The organism is Alteromonas sp. AMM-1 (genome assembly GCF_047290655.1).
Lineage (GTDB): Bacteria > Pseudomonadota > Gammaproteobacteria > Enterobacterales > Alteromonadaceae > Alteromonas > Alteromonas mangrovi.
Map to the genome: position 1 here is coordinate 12415 of NZ_JBLBUE010000036.1, position 15261 is coordinate 27675.

Sequence of the window (15261 nt, forward strand, 5' to 3'; positions counted from 1 at the left end):
GCATCTCACAATAGCAGGGGCGCGATTGAACGGGATTTAGTGGTTGATTGCGTGGATTTTAGCCAGTCGGATTAAAATGCGTCTGCCAAACCCTGCAATTGAAGTCCCTGAACCTGCGCAACAACGGGCGCAAGTTGTGTGTAGCCGTCGGGATGATAGCCATGTACCCGGTAGGTCATAGTAACTATGGTTGCGCCCTTTTCTTCATTGAGTTCAAAAGTGAGAGCCCCGGTTAACCCCATTCCCTGTAGCGGGCCAAGACCACCTGTCATAACAAGCGTGTTTGCAGGATTAACAAATACCACACGCAGATGTTCTGCAGAGCGCTCCCCTGATATTTCACAAAAGCATCCCCCGGCCGCAGGGGTTATCGAGAATGTACCTTCTTTTCCCCACCAACTGTGGTCTTTGGGCCACCAGGTATCTACATCTTCAATCAGTGTCTTCCATACTTGGTTGGCATTGGCATCGATGGTGACGGTATTTTCGGTGATAAAACCATAGTCTGACTGAGCGACGACTTTGGGTTGTGCGTGGGCAGTACAAAACAGGCCTAGCACACAAATTAATCCAGAGATGATTTTTGATAACGTTGATACTGACATTGTGGGTACAGGTGCATTTTATGTAATTTTAGCCAAGGCTAGTACGTTAATTAAGCAAACACAAGAGAATGCAGCATTAGGTTGGGGAATAGGTTTGACACACCGGCTTAATCAGGATTCACTGTACAAAACAGCAATAAAGAAGAACTACACTTATGACCTGGGAGCGTTTGAGCGCAACACAGCTTACGCCTTCAATCAATCGCCGAACCATTAATCAGGCGTTAAAAGACGACACTGCCTTAAGTTCAACCTTTATTGGGCAGGAACGGGCACGCGAGGCACTTACTTTTGGGTTGAGCGTGGATTCAACCGGATACAACCTGTTCGTTATGGGCGAACATGCGACGGGTCGTTTCACTCTGGTTAAAGAGTACGTTGAGCGCCACGTTAGTCAGTTATCTACGCCGGATGACTGGTGTATTATTAATAATTTTGAAGAAGAACGTGAACCACTGGTGTTGCGTATGCATCCGGGCGGGGCCCGTGTGTTCGCAAAAGACATGAGTAATCTGCTTGATGAGTTACTCGACACCTTTCCGGCGGCCTTCGACAATCCCGGTTATTTGCGTAAAAAAGCGGCTATTGCCCGTAATTTCGAGCAAAAATACGACGAAGCCTTAAACGCGGTGGAGCGTTATGCTCAGGCCAACTCGGTAGCAATGTACGAAGAACAGGGCACCGTAACATTTTCGCCCATAATCGACGATAAACCCCTTGCTGATACTGAATTTGCCAGCTTGTCGGATGATCAGCGCAAGTATTTTTATCAACTGATTGACGAGCTGGAAAACCGTTTGAGTGAGAGTCTGATTGCGCTGCCTGCCTGGAAGCGCGAAAACTCAGAACAACTCAGAGCACTCAATCGCAGTACGGCAGAGCAGGGAATTCGCCCATTGCTGAAGGACCTGGAGCACAAGTACGCGTCTGATTTGGGGATCCTGAAACATCTGCGGCAAATTAAACCGCATTTGATTGAAGCGGTGGTGTCTTTTCTTACTGAAGACAAGGGCGAAAAGCTCGACGAGCGTGAGCGCCGTGTTTATCTGGAAGAATTGTTTTTACCCAATGTCATTTGTGCGCATGGTCTTGATTCTGGTGCGCCAGTGATTTACGAACCCAATCCTACCTATCAGAATTTATTTGGCTCGATAGAATACACCCATGTCAGTGGCGCCGTTTATACCAATCACAGGATGATTCGGCCCGGTGCATTGCACCGCGCAAATGGCGGCTATTTATTACTGGATGCTGACCATTTGCTGCATCAGCCGTATGTTTGGGATGCACTTAAACTGGCTATTAAATTTGGCAAATTAAAAATGGATCTGCCGCAGCAGGACATTGGTATGGTGAATGCCATGACGCTGATGCCGCAGACGATAGATTTGAAAATTAAAGTGATCCTGCTCGGTTCTCGGGATTTGTATTACACCTTACAGGATTACGACTCCGAGTTTAATGAGCTGTTTCGTGTGCTGGTGGATTTTGATCATGAAATTGACGCCACCCGGCAGAATGTGTTTGATTTTGTCGGCCGGGTTCGCAAGAGAGTACAAAGCCTGGGATTAAAGGGCATTACCAATCAGGCCATGTACCGGTTAGTCGAATATTCTCTGCGGATGGCAGAGCATCAGGAAAAACTGTCAGCGCATTTTGCCGATGTAATTGAACTGTTGAATGAAGCGCATTACTTTTGCGGTGTAGTGAACGACAGTGTGTTGGATCTGGGGCATCTTAACAGTGCTCTGATGGCCAAGAAGCGCCGCACCGGCCGGGTAAGCGATTCCTTGTTAAACGACATCAAGGAAGGTCAGGTACTAATTGCAACCGACGGTAAAGCGATCGGCAAAGTGAATGGCTTAACGGTGATGGATATCGGTGACAGTGCATTTGGCACACCCGCCCGCATCACTGCGACGGTTTACGCTGGCGCAAGTGGGGTAGTAGATATTGAGCGTGAAGTAGAACTGGGGCAGTCTATTCATTCAAAAGGGGTGATGTTGCTAACCGGGTATTTAGGTAATAAATATGCGCAGTCGTTTCCACTCACGTTATCGGCCAATATCGCGCTGGAACAGTCATACGGTCACATTGATGGCGATAGTGCCTCACTCGGCGAATTGGTTGCGTTAATTTCAGCCATTACTGATATACCCATTCGTCAGTCTTTGGCGATTACCGGCTCCATCAACCAGTACGGAGAAGTACAGGCGGTGGGTGGTGTGAACGAAAAGATTGAAGGTTTCTTCGACGTATGTCAGCACCGCGGACTTACCGGTGACCAAGGCGTTATTATTCCTAAGTCCAATGTAAAACATTTGGTTCTGGATAAAGCGGTAGTTGAAGCGGTAAAGAAAAAGCAGTTTGCCATTTATTGTGTTGAAACGGTTGATGACGCGTTGGAATTGCTAATGGAGCGCGAGGCTGGTGTGTTATCTACGCGTTTCCGTTACCCCAAAAATTCAGTCAATGATCTGGCGGTAAAACGTTTGTATGAAATAGCGTGCATTGTGAATGGCGGTGACGATGAGCGCTGAAAACGCGTAAATTACACAAATAAAATTGGTATAAAGCAAACAGGCCGCTCAAATTGAGCGGCCTGTTATTATTTTAGCGTAATCATTATTTTGGCGGCATGCGTAGCGCGCCGTCCAGGCGGATGGTTTCGCCGTTTATGTAACCGTTTTGAATAATGTGCAACACCAGGCTGGCGAATTCTTCCGGGAATCCCAGACGCTTAGGGTTTGGTACATTTGCACTGAGTGCATCCTGAACGTTTTGCGGCATGGCTAACAGCAATGGCGTGCCCATCACACCCGGGGCAATACTGTTAACCCTGATACCTAAAGGCGCAAGATCACGCGCCATGGGCAAAGTGAGACCGATAATACCCGCTTTGCTCGCCGCATAGGCTGTTTGGCCGATTTGGCCCTCATATCCTGCGATAGACGCTGTATTGATGATCACACCACGTGCTTCATCAACCATCTCATTGCCCGCCATACTGGCAGCGACTAACCGACACACATTAAATGTGCCAATTAAATTAATATTAATCGTTTTACTGAAGTCTTCCAGACTTGCAGGGTTGCCAGCTTTATCGAGAATACGTCCAGCGGGAGCAATACCAGCACAGTTTACGCAAACAGTAATGGCGCCAAAACGCGCATAGGCTTTATCCAGTGCTGCTTCAACATCGAGTTGTTGCGTAACGTCTGTGCGGACAAACATCGCTTGTTCGCCTAATTCGCTTACCCGCTGCGCGCCCAGTTTTTCGTTCAGATCCAGCAGGACGACATTGGCGCCCGCTGCCACCAGGGCTTTGGCCGTAGCGTGACCGAGCCCTGAACACCCACCTGTAATCAGTGCGGTTTGATTTGATAACTGCATGAGGAGTATTCCGTTGTAATGATAATGTAAACAGGGAGTTTACCTTACGTTAACGGAAAGGGAAGGTTAGGCAGGCAGAGCGTTGTTTTATTTTGGCAACTGAATTTTACGCTCTTCGCTTTGTTTAAACAGAACCAGGGTGTGGCCTATCACCTGAAGTTTCTCGGCGGATGTTTCACGCACGATGGCATCCATGATCAACGCTTTTTCTTCGCGGTCGTCAGTAGGGACTTTTACCTTAATCAACTCATGGTAATTCAGGGCATTGTCAATTTCAGCCAACACGCCTTCGGTTAAGCCGTTTGCGCCTAGCTGTACAACAGGCTTAAGCGGGTGAGCCAGGCCTTTTAAAAACTGTTTTTGTTTATTTGATAATTTCATCTGTGGTTTTTTCTTACAATTTAAATTCAAAGTCTGTCTTGAAAACGCGTATTCTAACGCCATCTTGACTACAATCCTAATGACATTGTGCGGTAAATTCAAAAAAGACGGTTTTTGCGATTATACAAATCGATTTTTTGGTTGCACACCCTGTGTTGAGATTCTGGCATTATTATTGATGTATTGCGTTAGTAACACGTAATTAATTTGAACGGTAATGCCAGGAAATACGTACAAACCTTGTTATAAGGGCGAATGCAAGCAACGGCGTAACGTGAGACATGCCGGGTTTATGGAAATCTGAGGTGCCAGTAAAGTGGTTTGTGCGCTCAGACATGGCTTATTACCTGAACCTGGGCGCGTATTGATGGTCTATTGGTAGCAAGCATATATAAAGTGTAGTACTCTTGAGGTATCGCATTTTTTGTGACACTCACCTGTAGTCAAGGTGGCGCAAATCGGCGCCATTGTTGAACAGGTGGTTTTTTACAGAGGTTAGTAGCATTGAGCGACATGGCAAAGAACTTAATCTTGTGGTTGATTATTGCAGTGGTGTTGATGGCTGTTTTTCAGAGCTTTTCACCTGGCGAGTCCAGCCGCGCACAAACTGATTACACAACGTTTCTAAAGGAAGTGAAGCAAGGGCAAATTCGTGAAGTGCGGATAAGCAGCGAAACGCGCGAAATTCGTGGCGTCAAGCGCTCTGGCGACACCTTCAAAACCTATATTCCCTATTTCGACGACCAGTTAATAAGCGATCTGGTTAAACAAGACGTGACTGTGTTGGGAGAACCACCAGAGCAGCCATCAATTTTTGCGTCTATCTTCATTTCCTGGTTCCCAATGCTTCTGCTTATTGCTGTGTGGATTTTCTTCATGCGCCAGATGCAGGGTGGTGGTGGCCGTGGCGCTATGTCGTTTGGCAAAAGCAAAGCTCGTCTGCTCAGTGAAGACCAAATCAAAACAACCTTTGCCGATGTGGCAGGCTGTGACGAAGCAAAAGAAGACGTTGCAGAGTTGGTTGACTTCCTGCGTGACCCTTCAAAATTCCAAAAGCTTGGCGGTAAAATTCCAAAAGGCGTATTAATGGTTGGTCCGCCGGGAACAGGTAAAACACTGTTGGCAAAAGCCATTGCCGGTGAAGCAAAAGTGCCTTTCTTTACTATATCAGGGTCTGATTTCGTAGAAATGTTTGTGGGTGTGGGTGCTTCCCGTGTTCGTGACATGTTTGAACAAGCGCGCAAAGCCGCACCTTGTATCATCTTTATTGACGAAATTGACGCGGTAGGCCGTCAGCGTGGTGCCGGATTAGGCGGAGGCCACGACGAGCGCGAGCAAACACTGAACCAAATGCTGGTTGAAATGGACGGCTTTGAAGGTCATGAAGGCATTATTGTGATTGCCGCCACTAACCGCCCAGATGTACTGGACCCAGCCTTGTTGCGTCCTGGTCGTTTTGATCGTCAGGTTGTGGTTGGTTTGCCGGATATTCGCGGTCGTGAACAAATCCTTAAGGTGCACATTCGCAAAGTACCGGTTGCCGACGACGTTAAGCCTTCCGTAATTGCACGTGGTACACCGGGCTTCTCGGGTGCTGACCTGGCAAACCTGGTGAACGAAGCTGCTTTATTTGCAGCTCGTGCAAACCGCCGTCTGGTGTCGATGGAAGAGTTTGAAAAAGCCAAAGATAAAATCATGATGGGTTCTGAGCGCAAGTCAATGGTGATGTCTGAAGAAGAGAAAACCATGACTGCATACCACGAAGCTGGCCACGCTATAGTGGGGCGCCTGGTGCCTGAACATGATCCGGTTTACAAGGTCTCTATTATTCCGCGCGGACGTGCGCTGGGTGTAACCATGTATCTGCCTGAGCAGGACCGCGTTAGCCACACCAAACAACATCTGGAATGTATGATATCCAGTTTGTTCGGTGGACGTCTGGCAGAAGCCATTATTTATGGCAATGATAAAGTCACCACTGGTGCGTCAAATGATATTGAACGCGCTACTGACATTGCCCGCAAAATGGTAACGCAATGGGGCTTATCTGACAAAATGGGTCCAATGCTGTACGCGGAGGAAGAAGGTGAAGTATTCCTGGGCAGATCTATGTCCAAGGCTTCTCATATGTCAGATGATACCGCTCGCGCTATTGACGCGGAAATCAAGTCGGTTATTGATCGTAACTACGATCGGGCCAAGCAAATTCTGGAAGAGAATATTGATATTCTTCATTCCATGAAAGATGCATTGATGAAGTATGAAACCATTGATGCTAAGCAGATTGACGATTTGATGGCTCGTCGTGATGTTCGCCCACCAGCAGGTTGGGATGATCGTTCATCGGATGGTGGTAAGCCAAGTGGTGGTGCAACGGTAAAAGACAGTGACATTGCCCGCGACTCCACAGATAAACCTGCTGTTGGCAAACCAGGTGACTTGCCAGGTTAAGGTTTAACAGTAATAGAAAAGCGCCGAAACCGGCGCTTTTTTTGTTATGCTTGCAATATCAGTCCAGTGTCCAATCTGATTTTCATCGAAAGAAGTACTGGTAAATTCAATGGTATCAATATGCAAATAAGGCATTTAGTACTTAGCCGAACCTCGCCCCAGGTTATGGGCATTCTCAATGTAACACCTGATTCATTTTCTGATGGTGGTAGACACAATTCCATAGACAATGCGCTCACGCAGGCTTTAGCCATGGAGTCTGAGGGGGCAACCATTATTGATATTGGTGGTGAATCAACCCGCCCTGGTGCCCCAGAAGTGACTATTGATGAGGAGTTGCGCAGAGTAGTACCGGTAGTAGAAGCTATTCGTAAACATTCTGACGTGATAATTTCCATAGATACCAGTAAGCCTGAAATAATGGATGCTGCCCTTCACGCTGGTGCTGATTTTATTAATGACGTCAGGGCCTTACAGTTACCCGGTGCGCTGGATGTTGTAGCAAAGCACGGTGTACCTGTGTGCTTAATGCACATGCAGGGTGATCCAGCCAGTATGCAGAATAAACCAGTGTATAGTGATGTTACTGCTGAGGTTGAAGCATTTTTAATCAGTCGCATAAATGCTTGTCTTGACGCGGGCATTGATAAAAACAAAATCCTGCTTGACCCGGGTTTTGGCTTCGGTAAAACTCTTGAGCACAATTATGCGTTACTCGCTGATTTAGCTTTATTTCATCGTTTCGGGATGCCTTTGTTAATTGGCATGTCTCGTAAATCGATGATTGGCCAGGTCATCAATAAACCTGTTGATCAGCGGTTAGCCGGCAGCCTGGCACTGGCCACTATTGCAGCACAGATGGGCGCGCACATTTTGCGGGTTCACGATGTAGCGCAAACGCGTGATGTGATTGCGATAGTAAACGCATTTAATAAGTACAAAAAACAATAAGGGGATCCCATGGGGGAAAGGAAATATTTTGGTACCGATGGTATTCGTGGCAAGGTGGGCGAAAGCGCCATTAACCCGGAATTTGTAACAAAGCTTGGGTGGGCCGCCGGTAAGGTATTGGCAGGTCAGGGCACAAATAAAGTACTGATTGGGAAAGACACGCGTATTTCCGGTTACATGCTTGAATCTGCGCTTGAAGCAGGGTTGTCCGCAGCGGGTATCAATATCGGTTTATTAGGCCCCATGCCTACACCAGCGATAGCGTATTTAACCAAAACGTTCCGTTCAGAGGCTGGTATTGTTATCAGCGCCTCACATAACCCTTACTACGACAACGGCATTAAGTTTTTCTCTGCTGACGGTTTTAAACTTGACGATGACATAGAAATTGCCATTGAAGCCATGATGGATGAACCCATGACCTGTGTTGCGTCTAACAAGTTGGGTAAAGCCACACGGATTAACGACGCAGCCGGGCGCTACATTGAGTTTTGTAAAGGTACCTTCCCATCGGATTTGTCGTTAAAAGGCTTAAAGATTGTGGTGGACTGTGCACACGGCGCAACCTATCACATTGCGCCATTGGTGTTGTCGGAACTGGGCGCTGATGTCATTGAAATTGGCACCTCACCCAATGGGTTGAATATTAATGACCGAGTGGGCGCTACTTCGATGAAAGCCATCGTTGACAGAGTAGTTGAATCGGGCGCAGACCTGGGCTTTGCACTCGATGGTGACGGCGACCGTATAATGATGGTCGACAATCAGGGTAACGTAATCGATGGTGATCAGATCCTGTATATCATTGCTCGCGATGCACTGAGATCAGGTCGCTTGAATGGCGGCGTGGTAGGGACGCTAATGAGTAATCTGGGTCTTGAAAATGCTCTCAGTAAACTTGGCGTACCGTTTGTCCGTTCCAAAGTAGGCGACCGCTACGTAATGGAATTACTTCAGCAAAAAGGCTGGAGCATCGGCGGTGAGAACTCCGGACACGTGTTAAACCTGAATCTTGCTTCTACAGGAGACGGCATAGTAGCGGGATTGCAGGTGCTAACGGCGATGCTGCGTGCAAATATGTCGTTATATGAACTAGCCGGTGGCTTTGATAAATATCCGCAAACCCTTGTGAACGTGCGTTTTGAGGATAAGGGCATTGATCCACTGGAATCTGAAGCTGTTCTGCAAGCGAAGCGTGAAGCTGAGGCGACACTGGGCAAGCGCGGTCGGGTCTTATTGCGCAAAAGTGGTACCGAACCGCTAATTCGCGTGATGGTAGAGTCGGATGATGAACTGGCTTCAACCACTCAGGCAGAGAAAATAGCGGCAGCTGTTCGTAATGTCGCCAGTTGATTGTTTTTAGACAGAGAAAATGGTTTTTCCACTTGTATAATGCAGTGGGAATAGTTAATATCACGCCCGCTCTGACACTGGGATAGAGTCAAAAACCGAGACCGAGAAGCGTATGAGAAAGCCAATCGTTGCAGGAAACTGGAAAATGAACGGAAACCGTTCATTGGTGAGCGAATTTAGCAGTCTAATGCACGGCGTAGATGCCGACGCAGTTGATGTTATAATTTGTCCTCCTGCGTGTTTTCTTGGCAGTTTTGTTGCACCAGACTTTGCGCTTGGTGGACAAACGTTAAGCGAGTTGGATAATGGCGCCCACACAGGTGACATTTCCGCTGAAATGCTGAAAGAGTTTGGTTGTCGGTATGTGATTGTTGGCCACTCAGAGCGCCGCGAAGACCACTGCGAAAGTAATGCGTTGGTAGCAGCGAAGGCACTTAAAGCGATTGAAAGTGGTTTGGTGCCGATTATTTGCGTAGGCGAAAGCCTGGCTACACGCGAAGCAGGGGAGTTAGAAGGGTTTCTGGCGGCTCAGCTGGATGCACTGACTGTATCGTTAACTGCAGAGCAGTTAAGTAAAACAGTCATCGCCTATGAACCTATTTGGGCCATAGGCACAGGCGTGACAGCGTCTCCCGAGCAAGCACAGGATGCCCACGCGTTTATCCGTGGTCACCTGGCAAAATTCGATGCCAATGTGGCGGCGAATATACAGATTTTATATGGCGGCAGTGTTAAAGCAGATAATGCTGAAGAACTGTTTGCACAAGCCGACATCGACGGTGGCCTCATAGGTGGCGCTAGTCTGAAGGTGGATGATTTTAGGAAGATTTGCCAAGCGGCAGGTTAAGAGGACAAAGAATGTTATATCAAGCATTGTTAGTCGCGTACCTTGTGGTAGCACTCTTACTGATTGGATTTGTATTAATTCAACAAGGTAAAGGCGCTGACATGGGCGCGTCGTTTGGTGCAGGTGGCGCCAATACGGTATTCGGTTCATCAGGTTCTGGTAACTTTATGACCCGTACCACAGGTTTTCTGGCTACGGCGTTTTTTGCCATTAGCCTGTTGTTAGGTGCTTTAACGTCTCAGCGTGAAAGCGCAACAGATGAGTGGGAAAACCTGGAAGTACCTGCTGCGGTTCAGCAAGTAGCACCAGCCGATTCTGATGTGCCGGCAACACCGGCACAAGAAGATAAGTCGGATGTACCTAACTAAGAAATTTGCGGAAGTGGTGGAATTGGTAGACACGCCATCTTGAGGGGGTGGTGGCTTCGGCCGTGCGGGTTCAAGTCCCGCTTTCCGCACCAAATTTGAAAGCCACCGTTATGGTGGCTTTTTTATTTCTGCAACAAACAAAAACAGTGGTATTACATAGTGTTTTTGCAAATTTGTGTGTGCAGCGCTAAGTTAACAACGGGTAACCCGTTACAAAAATGGACAAGCAGAGGCTCTGATGGGAATAATTAAGCTATTGGCGTCATTGATTTTGCCGCCATTGGGTGTGTACTTAAAAGTGGGTGTATGTGGTACGTTTTGGCTCAATATCCTGCTTACCATATTCGGGTACTTGCCTGGCGTAATTCACGCGTTTTTTGTATTGATCAATAATAAAGGTAGTGATGATGTTTAAGCGCTTATTAATAATTGCATGTGTTGCTTGTCTTTCTGTAGGTTGTGCCACCTTGGAAGGGGCAGGTAAAGATATAGAAAAAGCCGGAAAAGCGATTCAGGAAGCAGTAGATAGCGAATAATCGCCTGATTGTCAGCAGGTATTTGCACTACAAAACAGCGTGCAAATACCTGTATAAACGTGTTTTCCTGGTTTTCAGAAAGACTTGTTCGATTCGTGCAATAAATCTGCCTTATGCCAGACTGGTCATCTCTTTCCGATATGACTGTGCGAGTTCATTTTTCTGTTTGGCGGTAAGCATTTTACCAGCAACCTGAAAAAATCCTTGTTCTTCGTCATTCAGGTGATGTTCAACTTGTTCTCTTAGCTGTTTTAGTGTCTTTAGCCAAACCGGCGAGCTCCAGTCAGTAGAATCAAGTTTGGCAATAAGTTCATCAATTTCATGGTGCTCAGCAATACCGTGACGCGATAAATCCACCGCACTGTCGTGTTTCATTAAGGGCATATAAAAGTGTCGCTCTTCGGCTGTAGCATGTTCCTGAAGCGCCTGTTTTAACTCTTCAAAATATTCCCTGCGGGCCGGCGTATCGCCGTGAGTTTCGCACAAAATTTTTAATAACAGTCGTTGTTTTTCATGATCCTGACGTAGTACTTCAAATATTGTCATCGTCAAACTCCTTAGTTAGTGAATAAGCAATTGGTATAATCACTATTTTAGCAATCCTCGTGCCTTATCTTAAGTATATGATTTGTATTGATATTATATGTTTTCATGGCAATGTTTTATTTACTCGTTCTGGAATATTTACTGAGGTGTTTGTAATATTCTCATGCTGTTGCAGACCGGTTCCGCCACTTAATTAAACCGGCGTTTATCTACCAACATGTCAAGACTGGTCGGTACCGTTTGTATATCAAGAGAGTCAGATTCGTAAACCTCACCATCGATCACATAGCGTAACAGCCCGGGAAATCGTATGTTTATTCGATTGACGCGTTTGTGAAAAATGCTATCAGATTCGGCTTTGTGTTCAGTATTGCTGAACGCCAGTTCTGCGAGACTGAGTATTGGTGTATCAGTGTCTGCTTTTAACCAGGTGACGTCGAGTTTGCCGTCTTTCATATCGGGTAATTCACCGCCTTGTGCCAGCGCCGTCGTTTTAGGTGCGGCATTCGCTACCACCAGCGATGTTGTGTTGATTATTTCAGGTGGCTGATTATCGAATGAAACGGCTACCTCAATAGGTTCATTTTGTCTGATTGCCTGCCATAAGCCAGCCAGATAGGCGAATTGCCCGCCTGCATTTTTTTCTTCGCGATCGGCGTGTTCAATCATTTTGGATTCAAATCCTATGGCTGAAACTAATAGCATTAACTTATTGTTACATCGTGCAGTATCTACCGTGGTACTGAATTGATCACACAATACCTCACACGCTGTTTCTATTGGGTTTAATACACTGCGTTTACCGTAAATTACCTGGCTTAGTGCATTGGCCGTACCCAAAGGAATAATTCCCAGCGTTTTGCATTGTTCAATTGCAATACTGGCTACTTCGGTAACGGTACCGTCACCACCACAGGCAACCAGGATGTCGTTATTATCAGCAACCGCTTGTTGGGCACATTGTGTGGTGGTAACGTCTTTTTGTGTTTCATAAATACGCACTGTGAAGTGTGCATTCAAATGCGACAGTATAGTTTGCTGCTGCTTCGACCATTTCCCACCCCCTGCCACTGGATTTACAATAAGTGCAAGGCGTTTAGTTAATTGCAATAAGCCATTCTGCTGAATTCGAATTAAGGCGCTTAACTGAGAAGAATTCAATCTGGCGGTGGAGCGGATATGCTGAATTGCTTGCATGGCTTCTTCAACGGTTTCGCACTGTTTACTAGCGAGTAAATAGGCCGCCATGATAAATACCGAGCGCCCTCGTCCAAGCGCACAATGGATCAGGATTTTGCTATCAGATAACTGATGTTGATCAATCCAGTTAATGGCAGTAGCGAGCTGTACCTGGGAGGGTGAAGTATGGTCGAGCACCGGGATGTTTAGATAGTCGACATCGTATCGATACGATGTCCAGTCCAGGCTATCAAACTCTGCTGTTACATCTAAAATGCATGTAATCCCTTGCGAACTCAACTTTTCAATATCGCTACTGGTTAGTCGGGTACCTAAGTACAAGTGTTCTGTAATTTGCTGAATATTGGGTACTTTGTCTGTTTTTCTGGCGTATAGGTTGTACAACTGTACGCCAAGTAAAAATGGAATGAAGAGCCAGCGCACGTACAAAGGGATCCTGCCATCTTCGCGTTTGCGGAAAATGCCTGGATAGCCCGACAAATATGCCGCACTCACTGCAAAGAGTGCCAGACTACACCACAGCATTAAGAGGCTAATCAGCCAAAATGAAGACTGCCATGCCAGGATTATGAGTAGTAGGCCTATTGCCAGATAATATTTCACCATTTTCATTGAGACATCCTTAATTAGCTGCGAAGTACAAAGCGAATTCGGCACTGAACTAACGAACGCGTTGTTACGTATCACCCTGTGTTGAGCAAAAATACCGGTGACCAGATTTTTATTTCGTCTTTCGTTTTTGCATACCGATCAACAGACTGTGTTTCAATAAACATGCCGTTAATGAGATATGGCAATCCATTCTGGCCAACCCCGGGGGACTTCAGTGTGAAATCAGCAGCAAATTTTTTGGGGTTTCAGTTGATCTGGTGGTTGATGGTTTTATTTCAAAATCAATATGTTTGGGTGGCCTTGATATTGTTTGTGTGCCATTTTTTTATGGTAAAACACCCATGGATAGAGGGGGGAACCCTGCTTGGGGTGGCTTGTGCGGGGATTGCGTTAGACAGTTTGCTCACGATTTCGGGTGTGTTTGCTTTTCCACAACAAAGCATAATGAGTGGTCTTATCCCCATACCGATATGGCTCGTCGCACTCTGGATTAGTTTTGCTGTAACACTCAGACACAGCTTGTCCTATCTGGCGCGACGGCCAATGATAGCCTCAATATTAGGCGGGGTGGGCGGTCCTTTGAGTTACCTGGCAGGAGAGCGCTTTGGCGCCGTCGTATTCGGATACTCATCAGGTTTAACGTTAATCCTGTTAGCGTTTTTATGGGCATTGCTGATGCCGCTCGCATTTGTTTACATCCATTACCTGGAAAACAGACTATCAGGCGTGAAAAATCTTCAGGGCAATGTGTAAATTTAGCACTGGTTGTTTTGTCTGAGCTTATCCCTCTGGTTAACCAATCTCAACTGCTCACTTGTATTTCTTTATTTTTCAATATCTTTTCTTAATAACGCCGGCATTTTCTCTGAGCTGATAGCTGGCTTATTGTTTGCAATCCGTAATGGGTAAATCTTCAGGCATATGGGTTTTTTGCCTCAAAAAAACAATTCGGAGCTTGTTATGAATTTACCTCTTCATCAAACAACATCAAACGTTGAACAACCGGTTTCTGGCCGTGTTGTACACAAGGCGTTATTACCTGAATATCTGACGGTTGGATTATTGGTTGAGTGCTGGAATGACGCGTTAGATAGCGCTGCGGCCTTGCTTGGAAGCACACTGGGCAATGCAGGGATAAAACTTAAAATTATCAGTGCTGAAGAGCTTATCAGGCCCAATGAGTCGTTAGCAGGCATGGTGGGGTTAATTCTGTCTGTGCATGATAAAACCGATGGTTTGTATGTCCCTAAGTTGGCTGCGCGATTAGCCAACTATGGTAGTACTGTGTTGCCCGATTGCACCTTGTTAAGTTGCATCGATACCAGTGATGCAGGCAAGCGGGCTGATGTGATCCGATGCATTGAAGCCCAGATTTTAGCCCGACAGCAACGCTGGCAATGGATTGGTTTGCCGGGAAATCGACATTCCGATGGCAACATTGTGAACTGGATGCGATCTGTTTGTGTGCAATGCAGGGCACAGGCTAATCAAAAAGCGTTCGCCATGTAGCATTTAATTAGTTTGAGTAGAAGTAATGTGTTCATTGGGTTTTATTAAATTTTTTAAAATTCAAGTAGCACTGAAGTGAATGTAGATTAAATCTTTGTTACATGTGCAGGGTTTTATTATCATTTAAAGCGCTGTCCTGTCCAAAAATACCGTTGCACTTGTAATTAGTGCTCTAATCATTATAATTCGTTCACTAATTAATTGAGTGGAAAAATCGAAAGGGGTATTTTTCATCCATGGCGTTAGAAAGCTATTTTTCGTTAGCAGTGTATTTCATTGCAATGTTAGGCATAGGGCTGTTTGCTTATAACAAATCAACCAGTGATATCTCGGGTTACATACTGGGAGGTCGGCAGGTTAGTCCACAAGTAACGGCATTGTCTGCAGGCGCGTCTGACATGAGTGGATGGATGCTAATGGGATTGCCTGGCGCTATGTTTGTCGCAGGTTTTGATGCGCTTTATATCGCTATCGGGTTGGTAATAGGCGCGTTGGCAAACTATCTGTTG

At 46.2% G+C, this 15261-nt stretch carries 16 protein-coding genes and 1 tRNA gene; 12 read left to right on the forward strand and 5 right to left on the reverse strand.

What is annotated here, in order from left to right:
• Nucleotides 1-71: 71 nt before the first annotated feature.
• Nucleotides 72-605: an SRPBCC domain-containing protein gene (locus tag ACLR2L_RS08705; protein WP_413367457.1), complete on the reverse strand. Its 534-nt coding sequence runs from the start codon at nucleotides 603-605 to the stop codon at nucleotides 72-74.
• A 155-nt stretch (nucleotides 606-760) separates the two neighbouring features.
• Here ACLR2L_RS08705 and ACLR2L_RS08710 point away from each other — a divergent pair, with 155 nt between their 5' ends.
• A complete protein-coding gene (locus ACLR2L_RS08710; RefSeq protein ID WP_413367459.1) occupies nucleotides 761-3145 on the forward strand; it encodes a Lon protease family protein in 2385 nt (794 codons plus the stop codon).
• An 85-nt stretch (nucleotides 3146-3230) separates the two neighbouring features.
• Here ACLR2L_RS08710 and ACLR2L_RS08715 read toward each other — a convergent pair whose 3' ends face one another.
• Both ACLR2L_RS08715 and yhbY read right to left on the reverse strand, forming a co-directional pair.
• Entirely contained in the window at nucleotides 3231-3998 is a 768-nt protein-coding gene (locus ACLR2L_RS08715; RefSeq protein WP_140956867.1) for a 3-hydroxyacyl-CoA dehydrogenase, read from the reverse strand.
• An 87-nt stretch (nucleotides 3999-4085) separates the two neighbouring features.
• Entirely contained in the window at nucleotides 4086-4379 is a 294-nt protein-coding gene (yhbY, locus tag ACLR2L_RS08720) for a ribosome assembly RNA-binding protein YhbY (RefSeq protein WP_140956868.1), read from the reverse strand.
• Between the two features lie 504 nt (nucleotides 4380-4883).
• Here yhbY and ftsH point away from each other — a divergent pair.
• From ftsH to ACLR2L_RS08760, 8 genes are all read left to right on the forward strand, one after another.
• Entirely contained in the window at nucleotides 4884-6830 is a 1947-nt protein-coding gene (gene ftsH / locus ACLR2L_RS08725; protein WP_413367462.1) for an ATP-dependent zinc metalloprotease FtsH, read from the forward strand.
• Nucleotides 6831-6950: 120 nt separating this feature from the next.
• Nucleotides 6951-7781: a dihydropteroate synthase gene (gene folP / locus ACLR2L_RS08730; protein ID WP_413367464.1), complete on the forward strand. Its 831-nt coding sequence runs from the start codon at nucleotides 6951-6953 to the stop codon at nucleotides 7779-7781.
• Nucleotides 7782-7790: 9 nt separating this feature from the next.
• Nucleotides 7791-9134 carry a phosphoglucosamine mutase gene (glmM, locus tag ACLR2L_RS08735; protein ID WP_413367466.1) on the forward strand — a complete coding sequence of 448 codons (1344 nt, stop codon included), beginning with the start codon at nucleotides 7791-7793 and terminating at the stop codon, nucleotides 9132-9134.
• A 112-nt stretch (nucleotides 9135-9246) separates the two neighbouring features.
• Nucleotides 9247-9981: a triose-phosphate isomerase gene (gene tpiA / locus ACLR2L_RS08740; RefSeq protein ID WP_413367468.1), complete on the forward strand. Its 735-nt coding sequence runs from the start codon at nucleotides 9247-9249 to the stop codon at nucleotides 9979-9981.
• Nucleotides 9982-9992: 11 nt separating this feature from the next.
• Complete coding sequence (gene secG, locus ACLR2L_RS08745; RefSeq protein ID WP_140956872.1) at nucleotides 9993-10349, forward strand: preprotein translocase subunit SecG; 357 nt, start codon at nucleotides 9993-9995, stop codon at nucleotides 10347-10349.
• Between the two features lie 7 nt (nucleotides 10350-10356).
• Nucleotides 10357-10441, forward strand: a tRNA-Leu gene (locus tag ACLR2L_RS08750).
• Nucleotides 10442-10587: 146 nt separating this feature from the next.
• Nucleotides 10588-10764 carry a YqaE/Pmp3 family membrane protein gene (locus ACLR2L_RS08755; protein WP_140956873.1) on the forward strand — a complete coding sequence of 59 codons (177 nt, stop codon included), beginning with the start codon at nucleotides 10588-10590 and terminating at the stop codon, nucleotides 10762-10764.
• Complete coding sequence (locus ACLR2L_RS08760; RefSeq protein WP_140956994.1) at nucleotides 10757-10885, forward strand: entericidin A/B family lipoprotein; 129 nt, start codon at nucleotides 10757-10759, stop codon at nucleotides 10883-10885. Before ACLR2L_RS08755 ends, ACLR2L_RS08760 begins: the two co-directional genes overlap by 8 nt.
• A gap of 111 nt (nucleotides 10886-10996) precedes the next feature.
• On the opposite strand, the gene ACLR2L_RS08765 is transcribed toward ACLR2L_RS08760, so the two are convergent.
• Nucleotides 10997-11431, reverse strand: coding sequence for a hemerythrin domain-containing protein (locus tag ACLR2L_RS08765; protein WP_413367470.1), 435 nt, complete (start codon nucleotides 11429-11431; stop codon nucleotides 10997-10999).
• Nucleotides 11432-11620: 189 nt separating this feature from the next.
• A complete protein-coding gene (locus ACLR2L_RS08770; RefSeq protein WP_413367472.1) occupies nucleotides 11621-13243 on the reverse strand; it encodes a diacylglycerol kinase family protein in 1623 nt (540 codons plus the stop codon).
• A gap of 216 nt (nucleotides 13244-13459) precedes the next feature.
• Here ACLR2L_RS08770 and ACLR2L_RS08775 point away from each other — a divergent pair, with 216 nt between their 5' ends.
• From ACLR2L_RS08775 to ACLR2L_RS08785, 3 genes are all read left to right on the forward strand, one after another.
• Nucleotides 13460-13996 (forward strand): DUF2878 domain-containing protein, encoded by a 537-nt coding sequence (locus ACLR2L_RS08775; RefSeq protein ID WP_413367474.1) that lies wholly within the window; start codon nucleotides 13460-13462, stop codon nucleotides 13994-13996.
• 207 nt (nucleotides 13997-14203) lie between these two features.
• On the forward strand, nucleotides 14204-14752 hold the full coding sequence (locus ACLR2L_RS08780) for a hypothetical protein (protein WP_413367476.1): 549 nt from the start codon (nucleotides 14204-14206) through the stop codon (nucleotides 14750-14752).
• 236 nt (nucleotides 14753-14988) lie between these two features.
• Nucleotides 14989-15261: sodium:solute symporter family transporter (locus ACLR2L_RS08785; protein WP_413367478.1), on the forward strand; the 273-nt coding region annotated here is incomplete at its 3' end.

Bases quoted from the DNA above. Each gene is read 5' to 3' on its own strand.
- ACLR2L_RS08705 (WP_413367457.1), bottom strand. From the start codon at position 605: ATGTCAGTATCAACGTTATCAAAAATCATCTCTGGATTAATTTGTGTG.
- ACLR2L_RS08710 (WP_413367459.1), top strand. From the start codon at position 761: ATGACCTGGGAGCGTTTGAGCGCAACACAGCTTACGCCTTCAATCAAT.
- ACLR2L_RS08715 (WP_140956867.1), bottom strand. From the start codon at position 3,998: ATGCAGTTATCAAATCAAACCGCACTGATTACAGGTGGGTGTTCAGGG.
- yhbY (WP_140956868.1), bottom strand. From the start codon at position 4,379: ATGAAATTATCAAATAAACAAAAACAGTTTTTAAAAGGCCTGGCTCAC.
- folP (WP_413367464.1), top strand. From the start codon at position 6,951: ATGCAAATAAGGCATTTAGTACTTAGCCGAACCTCGCCCCAGGTTATG.
- glmM (WP_413367466.1), top strand. From the start codon at position 7,791: ATGGGGGAAAGGAAATATTTTGGTACCGATGGTATTCGTGGCAAGGTG.
- tpiA (WP_413367468.1), top strand. From the start codon at position 9,247: ATGAGAAAGCCAATCGTTGCAGGAAACTGGAAAATGAACGGAAACCGT.
- secG (WP_140956872.1), top strand. From the start codon at position 9,993: ATGTTATATCAAGCATTGTTAGTCGCGTACCTTGTGGTAGCACTCTTA.
- ACLR2L_RS08755 (WP_140956873.1), top strand. From the start codon at position 10,588: ATGGGAATAATTAAGCTATTGGCGTCATTGATTTTGCCGCCATTGGGT.
- ACLR2L_RS08760 (WP_140956994.1), top strand. From the start codon at position 10,757: ATGTTTAAGCGCTTATTAATAATTGCATGTGTTGCTTGTCTTTCTGTA.
- ACLR2L_RS08765 (WP_413367470.1), bottom strand. From the start codon at position 11,431: ATGACAATATTTGAAGTACTACGTCAGGATCATGAAAAACAACGACTG.
- ACLR2L_RS08770 (WP_413367472.1), bottom strand. From the start codon at position 13,243: ATGAAAATGGTGAAATATTATCTGGCAATAGGCCTACTACTCATAATC.
- ACLR2L_RS08780 (WP_413367476.1), top strand. From the start codon at position 14,204: ATGAATTTACCTCTTCATCAAACAACATCAAACGTTGAACAACCGGTT.